The following is a 13,400-nucleotide window of genomic DNA, read 5'->3' as shown; positions in this document are numbered from 1 at the left end:
TGAACTGCATCGACGATGCAATGGATGAACGATTTCGAATCGGACACCGGCCGTGAATCACACAGCTGGAATTTCGAATGAATGTGCGCTATTCGTTCGACGGAGCGGTCGCAGCGCCATTCTTTTCGACGGTGCCCGACACTCCGCCGGGCGCGACAGCAGCCCGGCGCGCGGCGTCGACCGCCCGGCTGCGCCTGCGCGTCACGGACCGGGCCACTCCGGCGAGCGCCGCGACGAACACGATGAGGGCGACGGTGACGGCCGTCCACGGGAAGGTGGCGTCGTGCGCGACGTCCACGAAGTCCTGCGTGGCCTTGGGCGGATTGTTGAGCGCGAGCCGTCCGGTGTGGCCGTCCTGCCCCTTCTCGATCTGGAACCGGCTCAGCTGCGTCGAGTACCCGGCCACCTGGTTGGGTGACATCACGAGGATCGTCATCGCGTCCTCGCCCTTGGCTTTCATGTCCTTGCCGACCTGGGTGCCGAGGTCGCGCAGCGAGGTGTCCGGGTCGTAGTCGTGCGCGAGGACGACCACCTTGAAGTTCTCGATCCCCTTGGCCCGAGCGTCACGCACCACGGCGGCCAGCTGAGGCACCGAATCCTGATGAGCCGGATTCAGCACGGCGACCCCGTCGTGCGCGAGGTCCGCCTCGAGGGCCGACAGGTCCACGTCGGCGGGTACAGCGGTGATGATCGGCACGGGCCCCATGGCCCTCACAGTACGACACGCCCACGATCGGACCCGGAACGAGGCACAATGAGCTGCGTCCAGCGAGGTTCAGCCCAATGACCTCTCACAGGACAAGCGTACTGTATTATCGGTTTCAGGCACCGACACAGCCCGTCGGTGCACACCACAAACGTTGAGTGGAGCTGACGTGAGCAAGAGCATCGATTCCTTCTCGTCGCGCGGCACGCTCGAGGTGGGCGATCAGTCGTACGAGATCTTCCGCCTCAGCGCCGTGCCCGGCACCGAGAAGCTGCCCTACGCCTTGAAGGTCCTCGCAGAGAACCTGCTGCGGACCGAGGACGGCGCGAACATCACTACCGATCACATCAACGCCCTGGCGAACTGGGATCCGTCGGCCGAGCCGAGCGTCGAGATCCAGTTCACGCCGGCGCGCGTGATCATGCAGGACTTCACGGGCGTCCCGTGCATCGTCGACCTCGCCACCATGCGCGAGGCCGTCACGGCGCTCGGCGGCGACCCGAACAAGGTCAACCCGCTCTCCCCCGCCGACATGGTCATCGACCACTCGGTGATCCTCGACGTCTTCGGCACGGCCGACGCGCTCGAGCGCAACGTCGACCTCGAGTACCAGCGCAACGGCGAGCGCTACCAGTTCCTCCGCTGGGGCCAGGGCGCGTTCGACGACTTCAAGGTCGTCCCCCCGGGCATGGGCATCGTCCACCAGGTCAACATCGAGTACCTCGCGCCGGTCGTCATGACCCGCAACGGCCAGGCCTACCCCGACACCTGCGTCGGCACCGACTCGCACACCACGATGGAGAACGGCCTGGGCGTCCTGGGCTGGGGCGTCGGCGGCATCGAGGCCGAGGCGGCCATGCTGGGCCAGCCGGTCTCCATGCTCATCCCCCGCGTCGTGGGCTTCAAGCTCACCGGTGAGATCCAGCCGGGCGTCACCGCGACCGACGTGGTGCTCACCGTGACCGACATGCTGCGTCAGCACGGCGTCGTCGGCAAGTTCGTCGAGTTCTACGGCAAGGGCGTCGCCGAGGTGCCGCTCGCCAACCGCGCGACCCTGGGCAACATGAGCCCCGAGTTCGGCTCCACCGCGGCGATCTTCCCGATCGACGGCGAGACCATCAACTACCTGCGCCTGACCGGCCGCACCGACCAGCAGCTCGCGCTGGTCGAGGCGTACGCCAAGGAGCAGGGCATGTGGCACGATGCCGACCGCGAGCCGGCGTACTCCGAGTACCTCGAGCTCGACCTGAGCACCGTCGTCCCGTCGATCGCCGGCCCGAAGCGCCCGCAGGACCGCATCCTGCTGTCGGAGTCGAAGACGGCCTTCCGCAAGGACATCCACAACTACGTCGAGCAGAACAACCCGGCGCCGCACACGCAGCTGGACGAGGCGATCGAGGAGTCCTTCCCGGCCTCGGATCCCGCCAAGCTCAGCTTCGCGGACGACGGTGCCGTCAACGTCCAGTCGGCCGCCAACGGCGCCGAGGGCCGTCCGTCCAAGCCGGTCACCGTGACCGGTGAGCGCGGCACCTTCGTGCTCGATCACGGCGCGGTCGCGGTCGCGGGCATCACCTCGTGCACCAACACCTCGAACCCGTCGGTCATGCTCGGCGCGGCGCTGCTCGCCCGCAACGCCGTCAACAAGGGCCTGACCACCAAGCCCTGGGTCAAGACCAACATGGCCCCCGGCTCGCAGGTCGTCACCGACTACTACGAGAAGGCCGGCCTGTGGCCGTACCTCGAGAAGCTCGGCTACTACCTGGGCGGCTACGGCTGCACCACCTGCATCGGCAACACCGGCCCGCTGCCGGACGAGATCAGCAAGGCCGTCAACGACGAGGACCTGACCGTGGTCGCGGTGCTCTCGGGCAACCGCAACTTCGAGGGTCGCATCTCCCCCGATGTGAAGATGAACTACCTTGCCTCGCCGCCGCTGGTCATCGCGTACGGCCTCGCGGGCACGATGGACTTCGACTTCGAGACGGACTCGCTGGGCAAGGACCACGACGGCAACGACGTGTACCTCAAGGACATCTGGCCGTCGGCGCAGGAGATCGACGACACGATCAAGAACGCCATCAGCCAGGACATGTTCCGCAAGTCCTACTCGACCATCTTCGCCGGTGATCACCGCTGGCAGAACCTGGACACCCCCGAGGGCGACACCTTCCAGTGGGACGAGGACTCGACCTACGTCCGCAAGGCACCGTACTTCGACGGCATGACGATGGAGCCCGCGCCGGTCACCGACATCTCGGGCGCCCGCGTCATGGCGCTGCTGGGCGACTCGGTCACCACCGACCACATCAGCCCCGCCGGCCCGATCAAGCCCGGCACCCCGGCGGCGCAGTACCTCGACGCGCACGGTGTGGCCCGCAAGGACTACAACTCGCTGGGCAGCCGGCGCGGTAACCACGAGGTGATGATCCGCGGCACGTTCGCGAACATCCGCCTGCAGAACCGCGTCCTGGACACGATCGGCCTCGAGGGCACGCAGGGCGGCTACACCCGCGACTTCACCCAGGAGGGCGGCCCGCAGTCGTTCATCTACGACGCGTCGCAGAACTACCAGGCCGCCGGCATCCCGCTGGTCGTCCTGGGCGGCAAGGAGTACGGCTCGGGCAGCTCGCGCGACTGGGCGGCCAAGGGCACCAGCCTGCTGGGCGTCAAGGCCGTCATCGTCGAGTCCTTCGAGCGCATCCACCGCTCGAACCTGATCGGCATGGGCGTCGTCCCGCTGCAGTTCCCGAAGGGCGAGTCCTGGAAGACGCTCGGCCTCGACGGCACGGAGACCTTCGACATCGCGGGCATCACCGAGCTGAACAACGGTGTGACCCCGAAGACGGTGCACGTGACGGCCACCAAGCTGGACGGCACCAAGGTCGAGTTCGATGCGGACGTCCGCATCGACACCCCCGGTGAGGCGGACTACTACCGCAACGGCGGCATCCTGCAGTACGTGCTGCGGAACATGGTCAACAGCTGATCGACGACCGTCGACCACGAGTGACGGCGGGTCCGGCCCCTGCGGCCGGGCCCGCCGTCCCCGTTCCATCAGGAGCGTCCACATGCCCAAGGTGAGCGATGACCACCTCGCCGCGCGCCGCCGTCAGATCCTCGACGGTGCGCGGACCTGCTTCGCGGAGTACGGCTACGACGGTGCCACAGTGCGCCGCCTCGAGGCCGCCACAGGACTGTCGCGGGGCGCGATCTTCCATCATTTCCGCGACAAGGACGCGCTGTTCCTGGCGCTGGCCCGCGAGGACGCGGAGCGGATGGCCGACATCGCGGCCGAACAGGGCCTGGTCCAGGTCATGCGCGACATGCTGGTCCACCCCGAGCGTTTCGACTGGCTCGGGACTCGACTCGAGATCGCGCGGCGGCTCAAGAACGACAACGACTTCCGCGCCGAGTGGACCGAGCGGAGCGCCGAGCTGACCGACGCCACGCTGCGCCGCCTGGAGCGGCAGAAGCAGCGCGGCAGGCTGCGCGACGACCTCCCGACCGACGTGATCCTCGCCTACCTCGACCTCGTCCTCGACGGCCTGGTCACCCACCTCGCGTCCGGCCGCCCGACGGTGGGCCTCGAGGCCGTACTCGACCTCGTTGAGGAGAGCGTGCGGCGCCGCGAGTAGCGGCCACCTCCCAGCCAGCGGGACGCTCACAGTCCTGTGCGCGGGACGCTCACATCCCCGCGGGCGGGGTGGCGTAGCAGAAGAAGCCACCGTTCGCGTCGCGTGCCGCGGCCAGGGTGCCCCACGGCGTCACCTCGCCCGGCTGGACGACGGTGCCGCCCGCAGCGGTGATCCGCTCGCCTGCGGCGGCCACATCGTCCACGGTGATGTACACCTGCCAGAACGACGACATCCCCGCGCCGAAGGCACCCGAGTCGAACAGCGGCTTCGCGTCCATGATCCCCGCGACGCCCTGGGCGGCACCGTCGGGACCGGCGACCATGACCTGGCTGTACCGGTCCGGACCGATCGCGTCGGGGTCGCCGCCGGTGCCCACCTCCTCGTAGTCCCAGCCGAACACGGTGCGGTAGAACGCCGAGGACGCCGCGTAGTCCGCGCTCATGCAGTCGAACCAGTAGGGCGTGCCCGGCACGCCCCGTTCGGCGAAGCCGGCGTGCGTACCGGGCTGCCATACGCCGATCGCCGCGCCGGCCGGGTCGATGAAGAATCCGAACCGACCGAGGTCTCCCACATCGGCGACGGGCACGACCACCGTGCCCCCGGCGGAACCGGCCGCGGCGAGCGAGGCATCGGCGTCGTCAGTGCGCAGGTACACCGACCACATGTCCGGCATGCCCTCCTGCTGGGCGGCCATGAGGCCCGCGACCATCGCGCCGTTCACGCGGAAGTTCCGGTAGCCGCCGAACTCGGGTGCCGGTGGGTCGGCCTCCCATCCGAACACGGCGCGATAGAAATCCACGGACTTCTCGACATCGTTACTCGACAGGTCGATCCAGACGGGTGCGCCCACCGGCGCCGTGTACTCGGTCATGGGGTCAACGCTCGCACACGGGACCGACAAGTTCCAGACCTCGGGCCGGCCCCGCCCCGCGCGCATCAGATCTTGGCCACGCCCCGCGCGTCCCGGTAGACGGCCGCGACGCCGCTCGCAGACATCGGCGCGGACTGGATCTTGGCGTCCGAGGCGACGACGGCCTGCAGCGTGATGCCGGCGACGAGGAAGTCCGCGACCGACCGGCGGGTGTGATCGGCCGAGGTCACGAGCACCGCGCCGGTGCCGAAACCGTTCTGCCGCATGAGCGCCGCCGTGTTGATCGCGTTGGCCTGCGTGGAGCCCGCGCCCTCCTCGGTGTAGATCCGCGTGCCGGACACGCCCTGCGCGAGCAGCCATTCCTTCATCGCGGCCGCCTCGGTCTTACCCGCCTTCGGGGCGCCGCCCGTCACGACGATGGGGAACGCCGGGTACGCCTGGGCGACCGCGAGCCCCTTCGTCAGCCGCTCGACGAGGATCGGCCGCATCGCGCCGTTGTCCTCGAGACCGAAGCCGAGGATCACGATCACGGTGCCGGCCGCGACGCCGCCCGGGACCTGATCGGTCAGCGGGAAGGTCAGCGCCTTGTTCACGTTCGTCATGACGGCGACGACCTTCTGCGCTTGGTCGACGGGCATCTGATTGATGGCCGTCTGGGCGCCGGCGGTGTCCCCCGCCGCCTGCCGCTCGAACGCCTGGTCCGTCAGGGACGTCGTCGACGCCGTCGAGGTCGACGGTGCCGCCCCCGCCGGCCCGGTCGTCACGGACGCGATCGCGACGACCACGACCGTCGCCGCCAGAACCGATCGGATGAAACCAGAGACACGCATCTTGACCTCCGTGACAAATGTGACTACAGGTGGAAAAGTACACCACCGAGGTCTGTGTTGCCCACGTGAACAGCGGATCTGTGACCTCTCGCGCGTCTCATGGCATGGCACCGTCCGCGGATCTGTGCTTGAGTGAATCCTGTGGGGGTGGATCGTTGGACGCGCGAGCAGGTACTGGAGCTCGCGCCGGATGTCTCGTCGGCTCGGGCCGGCGAGAAGCTGAGCGCACCCGCGCCCTGGTCGGAAGTCGGAACCACGCCGACCGCGGTGTGGGGCCAGTGCCAGGGCAGCGGCAAGCGGCCGTATCAGACCGTCGTCGAGCTCGCGGAACCCGCATACACGTGCTCGTGCCCGTCGCGCAAGTTCCCGTGCAAACACGCCCTCGGTCTCCTGTTGCTCTGGTCCGGCGGTGGCGTACCCGACGCGCAGGAGCCCGCGGACTTCGCCGCGGTGTGGCTCGAATCCCGCGGTAGGCGCCGCGAGCAGGCCGTCGAACGCGCAGCCGCTCCCAAGGATCCCGAGCGCGCCGCCCGCACGGCCGCCCAGCGCACCGAGGCCGTCGCGGGTGGCATCGCGGAACTGCGGATGTGGCTGCTCGACCAGGTGCACGGCGGGCTCTCGGGCATGGACGGCGACGCGTATGCGCGCGTGGATCCCCTGGCCCGCCGCCTCGTCGACGCCAAGGCCCCCGGGCTGGCCGCCCGGGTGCGGCGGCTGCCGCAGACCGTCGTCGGCGCGGGCTGGCCGGACCGGCTCCTGCGGGAGTTCGGGCTGCTCTGGATGCTCACCGAGGCTCACTCGCGCTTGGACTCGCTCCCCGAGGAGATCGCCGCCACCGTCCGGCGCCATGTCGGGTACCCCGTGGCCTCGGCCGACGTCCTGGCCGGGCCCGCCATCCACGACTCCTGGACGGCGTTGGGGCGCACCGAGACCGTCGAGGAGAACGTCACCACCCGGCGGACCTGGTTGCACGGCGAGGAGACCGGCCGGTGGGCCGTGATCCTCGACTTCAAGGTCCGCGGCGGTCCGTCGCTCCCCCGGCGCCCGGCCGTGGGCGCCACGGAGGTCGGGCCGCTCGCCTTCCACCCGGACGGGCTGCGCGCCCTCATCGCCGGCGACATGGCGAGCCGTCGGCCCGCGATCGTTCGGGCCGGGGTCACCTGCGAGCGGGCCCGCGAGGATCGTGCCCGACGGTGCGCCGCCGACCCGTGGGTCGTGGACCACCCGGTACTCCTGGCAGGCACTCCCGCCGACGCGGATACCCCGCACCTGGTCGATCGCGACGGCCTCGCGGTCCCGCTGCGGATCACGGACGAGGCGTGGTGGACGCTGCTCGCCGTCTCCGGCGGGTCCGAGGTGGTCGTGGCGGGCCTCCTCGACGCGACGGCGTTCGTCCCGCTGTCGGTTCTGGCGCACGACAAGGCGGTCGCGCTGTGACCGCCGAGCACTGGCCGGCCACGGTGTCCGCAGCGCTGCTCGGCACCGGGACCCGCCGGGCGGAGCGCACGGGGGCGGACCCCGTGATCGCCGGCGCCCTCGCCCGCGTTCCCGCGGACGCACCGTCGAACGCCCTGGTCCTGCACACCGCGGCCCTGACCGCGACCGCCCTGGCTGCCGAAGGCGCCGCACCGATCCGGGGACTCGAGCCGCTCCCACCCGCCGACGAGGACCCGCGTCCGGCGATGCCGCGCGCGCTGGCCGGCACCGTCGTCACCGCGTTGCGCTACCCGGACAGCGAGACCTGGTGCCTCGGCCGCGTCGCCGAGGCCGGGCTGCGCGCGCCGACCGAACTCATTCCCCGGCTCCTGCGGTTCACGGTCGATCGTCCCCGCGCGGCCGCATCCGTGGGTGTCCTCGTCGGGCCGCGCGGTGCCTGGCTCGCAGCAGCGGCACCGTCGATCGGTGCCCGACTCGACGTGGACCGACCCGATCCCGCGGACTGGGAGAGCGGCTCCGACGAGGCGCGGGCACGCTACGTCCGTGCCGTCCGCCGAACCGACCCGGCTGCCGCGACCGAGCTCGTCGACGCCGCCTGGAAGGACACGCGGGCGGCGGGCCGTGCCGCGCTGCTGCGCGCGCTGGCGGTGATCCCCGCCGGCCCCGGCGACGACGCACTGCTCGAGCGCGCGCTCGACGATCGGAGCACCGAGGTCCGCGCGGCGGCACAGGAGGCGCTGGCCGGCGGTGTCGGCACCTCGTACCAACGGCGGATGCGCGACCGGGCGCGCGAGCACGTCTCGTTGAGCCGCGGGCTGCTCGGCGGCCTCAAGCTCACGGTCCGCACCCCGGACGGTCTCGACGCGGCGGCCACGCGGGACGGCATCGTCGGGCATCGATCCGGGATCGGCCGCACCTGGCGGCGCCAGTGGGCCGATCAGGTCGCAGCGGCGCTGCCGCTGGCCGACTGGGAGGAGCTGCTCGGGGCGGCACCGTCGGATCTCGTGACGACGCGCGACGACCGGGACGACCTGCTGCCGGGCTGGATCGCGGCCGCCGCGCGGCGCCCCGACCCGCGCTGGGCCGCCGCCCTTGCCTCGACGGGCGCACCCGGCGCTCTCGCACTGCTCCCCGGCCCGTGGCCGCCCGACCTCGCGGATCGCGTGGGCTCGATCCTGTACCAAGCGGCGCAGGGCACCGATTGGCAGCTCGACGAGGGCGTCGACGCGCTGCTCGACGCCGCTGCCGCTCGCCTCCCCGTGGGCCCGCCATCACCGTGGCCGGACCGGGCCGCACAGATCCTCGCCGCGGCGTCGTCCGTGCGCGCCCGCTACTTCGCCGCACTGCCCGAGATCCTCCGCCTGCGCACCGCCATCGAACAGGAGCTGCCATGACCGCCACCCCCACCGGCGACACCGTCGATCTGCTGCGGCCGCACGCCGAGCAGGTGTACGCCGCCGAATTCGCGGCGCTCGCCTCGCAGGACTCGGCGACGCGCCCGGCGAACTGGCGCCTGTCGCCGTCCGCCGTGGTCGATTACCTCTGCGGCACAACCCTTCCCGATGGCACTGTCGTCACGCCCAAATACATCGGACCCCGGCGGCTGATGGAGGTGGCCGTCGCGACGCTGGCCACCGATCGGGCTCTGCTCCTCCTCGGCGTGCCGGGCACCGCGAAGACCTGGGTGTCGGAGCACCTAGCCGCGGCGATCAGCGGCGACTCGACGCTCCTCGTCCAGGGCACGGCGGGCACGCCGGAGGAGGCGATCCGGTACGGCTGGAACTACGCTCGTCTCATCGCGGAGGGGCCCAGCCGGGAGGCGCTCGTGCCCTCGCCGATCATGACCGCGATGGCGGAGGGACGCGTCGCGCGCCTCGAGGAACTCACCCGCATCCCGTCGGACGTGCAGGACGCGCTCATCACGGTGCTCTCGGAGAAGACCCTCCCCGTTCCGGAGTTGGGGATGGAAGTGCAGGCGGCCAAGGGGTTCTCGCTGATCGCGACCGCGAACGACCGGGACCGCGGCGTCAACGAGCTGTCGTCCGCGCTGCGCCGCCGGTTCAACACCGTGGTCCTCCCCCTGCCCGCGACGGCGGACGACGAGGTGCGGATCGTCTCGCAGCGAGTCGCCTCCCTCGGCCGCGCGCTCGACCTCCCCGAGCTCCCCGCCGCGGCGGACGAGATCCGTCGCGTCGTCACCGTCTTCCGGGAGCTGCGGTCCGGGCTCACCGAGGACGGCCGGACGAAGGTCAAGCAGCCCAGCGGCACGCTCTCCACGGCGGAGGCGATCTCGGTCATCACCCACGGCACCGCGATGGCGGCCCACTTCGGCGACGGGGTCCTCCGGCCGGACGACGTCGCCGCATCGATCCGGGGCGCCGTCGTCAAGGATCCGGTCGCCGATTCCGTCGCCTGGACCGAGTACCTCGAGTCGGTCGTCCGGGAGCGGCCCGGCTGGTCGGACTTCTACCGCGCGGCGCGCGAGACCCACTGATCCATGGCCTCCGCGGCGCACGAGGCGCAGGTCCACGTCCTCGGGATCCGGCACCACGGCCCGGGTTCCGCGCGGGCGGTCGTGGCGGAACTCGAACGGCTCCGTCCCGATGCGGTACTGATCGAGGGCCCGTCCGACGCGTCGGAGCTGCTCGCCCACGTCGTCGATCCCGACCTCGTGCCGCCCGTGGCGCTGCTGGGGTACGTGGCCGACGATCCCGCGACGGCCGCGTTCTGGCCCTTCGGCGTGTTCTCGCCGGAGTGGCAGGCCGCCCGCTGGGCCGTGGGGCACGACGTTCCCGTCGAGTTCTGCGATCTGCCGGCCGCGCAGTCGCTCGCCGCCCGCGCCGAATCGGAGCCGCCGCTCGAGGACGGCCTCCGCGCCGATCCGATCGCGGCACTCGCCGCGGCCGCGGGTTACGACGACCCGGAGCGCTGGTGGGACGATGTCATCGAGTCCCGGGGCGAGGGTGACGTTTTCGAGTCCCTCGCCGAGGCGATGCGTGCGGTCCGCGAGCAGGCCGAGGCCGTGCCGGTCGACGGTGCCGCGCCGACCCGCGAGCAACGGCGCGAGGCGTTCATGCGCAAGTGCCTGCGCGCAGCGCTCAAACGCGACGGGGTGCGCACGGTCGTGGTGGTGTGCGGCGCGTGGCACGTCCCGGCGCTGACGGGACCCCTCCCGACGGCGGCCGCCGACAACCGGATCCTCGCCGGGGCGCCCAAGGTGCGCGCGCGGTCCGCGTGGGTGCCGTGGTCGTACTCGCGCCTGGCCACCGCGTCCGGCTACGGCGCCGGCGTCACGTCCCCGGGCTGGTACCACCACCTGTTCGCCACCGAGCCCGACGAGGTCGTCGTCCGATGGCTCACGCTCGTCGCGGAACTCCTTCGTGCGGAGGACGTGCCCGTCTCGTCCGCGCACATCATCGAGGGCGTCCGGCTCGCCGAGACGCTCGCAGCGCTGCGCCGCCGGCCGCTCGCGGGCCTGGCCGAGGTCGACGAGGCCGTTCTCGCGGTCCTCTGCGACGGTGCGCCGTCCCTCGCCGAGTTGGTCCGCGAGCGGATCGTCGTCGGCGAACGGCTGGGCGCGGTGCCGCAGCACCTGCCCGTCGTGCCCCTCCAGGCCGACCTGGACGCGACCGCGCGGACCCTGCGACTCAAGCCGGACGCCGCGGTCAAGCAGCTCGTGCTCGACCTCCGTAAGCCGAACGACGTGGCGAAATCCCAGCTGCTGCACCGCCTCCGCATCCTCGGGATCGAGTGGGGCGATCCGGCCGAGACCACCGGCAAAGGCACCTTCAAGGAGGGCTGGGCGCTGCAATGGCGGCCCGAGCTCGCCGTCGACGTGGTGGTCGCGTCCATCTGGGGCACGACGGTGCCCGACGCCGCTGTCCGGCGCCTCGAGGCGCTGGCGGAAGAGGCGACGACGCTCGCCGAGGTGACGGGCGCACTGGAGGTCGCGCTCGTGGCGGACCTCCCGCCGGCCGTCACCCGCCTGCTCCGCGCGATCTCGGACCGCGCGGCCGTGGCGCACGACGTCGACGCGCTGCTGGCCGCGCTGCCCGCGCTCGGCCGGAACCAGCGCTACGGCGATGTCCGCGGCACCGACACCGCTGCGCTCGCCGAGGTCTCGTCCGGTCTGCTGCTCCGGGCCTGCGTGGGCCTGCCGTCCGCGGTCACGGGCCTCGGCGACGAGGCGGCCGGTGTCCTGGCGGGACGGGTGGATCAGGTGGAGGAGGTGATCGGGCTCCTCGGCGACGCCGATCGGGACCGCTGGTACACGGCGCTGCGCACCGTCGCCGACCGCCCCGACGTCCACGGCTCCGTGGTGGGACGCGTGACGCGGCTCTTGCTCGACGCCGGCGCGGTCGCCGGCGAGGACGCTGCACTGCGCCTGCACCGGGCGCTGTCCGCGGGCGCGGACACGACGGCCAAGGCCGCCTGGATCTCCGGCTTCCTCGGCGGCAGCGGCATCGTCCTCGTGCACGATCCGGCGCTCCTCGGCGTGCTCGACGGCTGGCTGCTCGCACTCGGCGAGCAGGAGTTCGTCGACGTGCTGCCCCTGCTGCGGCGGACCTTCGGCGACTTCGACGCCGGCGTGCGGCGCAACATCGGCGATCGCGTCGTACGGCTCGGGGACGGACCGGGCACCGTCGACCCCGACACCGCGACGCTCGATCCCGGACTGGCCGGGCCGGCCGTCGCGACCGCCGCGATGCTCCTGGGACTGACGGAGGTGTCCGCGTGAACGAACGGGAACGGCGGTGGCGGCTGTTGCTCGGCGCGTCCGCGTCCGGGCTGCCCGCGCCGTCCGGGACGGATGCACGGATCGACAAGGCGCTCGGCGCGCTCTACGACAACGACGGCCGCCGCGGCGGTCTCGGTGCCTCCGCGCCGTCCGTCGTGCGCTGGCTCGGCGACATCCGGGAGTACTTCCCCTCGACGGTGGTGCAGGTCGTCCAGCACGACGCGGTCGAGCGGCTGGGCCTGCATCAGCTGCTGCTCGAGCCCGAGCTGATGGAGGCCGTGGAGCCGAACATCGACCTCGTCACCACCCTCATCACGCTGGGCCGCGCGATCCCGGAGACCTCGAAGGCGACGGCCCGCGCCGTGGTGCGCAAGGTGGTCGAGGAGGTCGAGAGGCGGATCGCCGACCGGACCCGCGCCACCGTCGGCGGCGCCCTGAACCGGGCGGCGCGCACCCACCGGCCGCGTCTGCGCGATGTCGACTGGAACCGGACGATCGCCGCGAACCTCAAGAACTACCTGCCGGAACAGCGGACCGTCGTGCCCGAGCGGCTCGTCGGCTACGGCCGGCGATCGCAGGCCGTGTCGAAGGACATCGTGCTCGCGATCGACCAGTCGGGCTCGATGGCCGCGTCGGTCGTGTACTCCGCCGTGTTCGGCGCGGTGCTCGCGTCGATGCGGTCGGTGCGCACGTCGCTCGTGGTCTTCGATACCGAGGTCGTCGACCTCACCGACCAACTCGACGATCCCGTCGACGTCCTGTTCGGCACCCAGCTCGGCGGCGGCACCGACATCAACCGCGCGATCGCCTACTGCCAGGGTCTGATCACCCGGCCGCAGGAGAGCATCTTCGTGCTCATCTCCGACCTCTACGAGGGCGGCGTGCGGGAGGAGATGCTGGCCCGGGTCGCGCAGATGCAGGCCGCCGGTGTGCAGGTGGTGGTGCTGCTGGCGCTGTCCGACGAGGGCGCGCCCAGCTTCGACCGGGAGATCGCGGCGGCGTTGTCCGACATGGGGATCCCCGCCTTCGCCTGCACCCCCGACGCCTTCCCGGATCTGTTGGCCGTCGCCCTGAATCGCGGCGACATCATCCGCTGGGCCGATCGGAACGAACTCAGCAAGCGCGGGATGAGCGACTGAGCTCGGCACACGCGCCGCCCGCGATCCGCAGGATCTACTATAAA

At 71.5% G+C, this 13,400-nt stretch carries 10 protein-coding genes; 7 read left to right on the top strand and 3 right to left on the bottom strand.

The window, feature by feature from the left end; genetic code table 11:
• Nucleotides 1-88: 88 nt before the first annotated feature.
• A complete protein-coding gene (locus tag ABZX10_RS08060; RefSeq protein WP_355536973.1) occupies nucleotides 89-706 on the bottom strand; it encodes a DUF6676 family protein in 618 nt (205 codons plus the stop codon).
• A 169-nt stretch (nucleotides 707-875) separates the two neighbouring features.
• Between ABZX10_RS08060 and acnA the strand changes: the two genes are divergently transcribed.
• Together acnA and ABZX10_RS08050 are read left to right on the top strand one after the other, a co-directional pair.
• Nucleotides 876-3,692, top strand: a complete 2,817-nt coding sequence (acnA, locus tag ABZX10_RS08055) for an aconitate hydratase AcnA (protein ID WP_355536970.1) — start codon at nucleotides 876-878, stop codon at nucleotides 3,690-3,692.
• An 82-nt stretch (nucleotides 3,693-3,774) separates the two neighbouring features.
• Entirely contained in the window at nucleotides 3,775-4,341 is a 567-nt protein-coding gene (locus ABZX10_RS08050) for a helix-turn-helix domain-containing protein (RefSeq protein WP_355536967.1), read from the top strand.
• A 49-nt stretch (nucleotides 4,342-4,390) separates the two neighbouring features.
• On the opposite strand, the gene ABZX10_RS08045 is transcribed toward ABZX10_RS08050, so the two are convergent.
• Complete coding sequence (locus tag ABZX10_RS08045; RefSeq protein WP_355536964.1) at nucleotides 4,391-5,212, bottom strand: VOC family protein; 822 nt, start codon at nucleotides 5,210-5,212, stop codon at nucleotides 4,391-4,393.
• A 65-nt stretch (nucleotides 5,213-5,277) separates the two neighbouring features.
• The gene (locus ABZX10_RS08040) at nucleotides 5,278-6,042 is read right to left on the bottom strand and encodes a YdcF family protein (protein ID WP_355536961.1); all 765 of its coding nucleotides are present in this window, start codon (nucleotides 6,040-6,042) and stop codon (nucleotides 5,278-5,280) included.
• Nucleotides 6,043-6,189: 147 nt separating this feature from the next.
• Between ABZX10_RS08040 and ABZX10_RS08035 the strand changes: the two genes are divergently transcribed.
• The 5 genes from ABZX10_RS08035 to ABZX10_RS08015 are packed head-to-tail and all read left to right on the top strand — an operon-like array spanning nucleotide 6,190 to nucleotide 13,356.
• Nucleotides 6,190-7,479 (top strand): SWIM zinc finger family protein, encoded by a 1,290-nt coding sequence (locus tag ABZX10_RS08035; RefSeq protein ID WP_355536958.1) that lies wholly within the window; start codon nucleotides 6,190-6,192, stop codon nucleotides 7,477-7,479.
• Entirely contained in the window at nucleotides 7,476-8,873 is a 1,398-nt protein-coding gene (locus ABZX10_RS08030; protein ID WP_355536955.1) for a DUF5691 domain-containing protein, read from the top strand. Before ABZX10_RS08035 ends, ABZX10_RS08030 begins: the two co-directional genes overlap by 4 nt.
• On the top strand, nucleotides 8,870-9,973 hold the full coding sequence (locus ABZX10_RS08025; protein ID WP_355536952.1) for an AAA family ATPase: 1,104 nt from the start codon (nucleotides 8,870-8,872) through the stop codon (nucleotides 9,971-9,973). The genes ABZX10_RS08030 and ABZX10_RS08025 overlap by 4 nt, the downstream gene beginning before the upstream one ends.
• A gap of 3 nt (nucleotides 9,974-9,976) precedes the next feature.
• Nucleotides 9,977-12,217 (top strand): DUF5682 family protein, encoded by a 2,241-nt coding sequence (locus ABZX10_RS08020; protein ID WP_355536949.1) that lies wholly within the window; start codon nucleotides 9,977-9,979, stop codon nucleotides 12,215-12,217.
• A complete protein-coding gene (locus ABZX10_RS08015) occupies nucleotides 12,214-13,356 on the top strand; it encodes a VWA domain-containing protein (RefSeq protein ID WP_355536946.1) in 1,143 nt (380 codons plus the stop codon). The genes ABZX10_RS08020 and ABZX10_RS08015 overlap by 4 nt, the downstream gene beginning before the upstream one ends.
• Nucleotides 13,357-13,400 lie beyond the last annotated feature (44 nt).

The organism is Tsukamurella sp. NPDC003166 (genome assembly GCF_040611135.1).
Lineage (GTDB): Bacteria > Actinomycetota > Actinomycetes > Mycobacteriales > Mycobacteriaceae > Tsukamurella.
The sequence above is the reverse complement of the archived record's forward strand: the minus strand, read 5'-3'. Positions and strand labels throughout refer to the sequence as shown.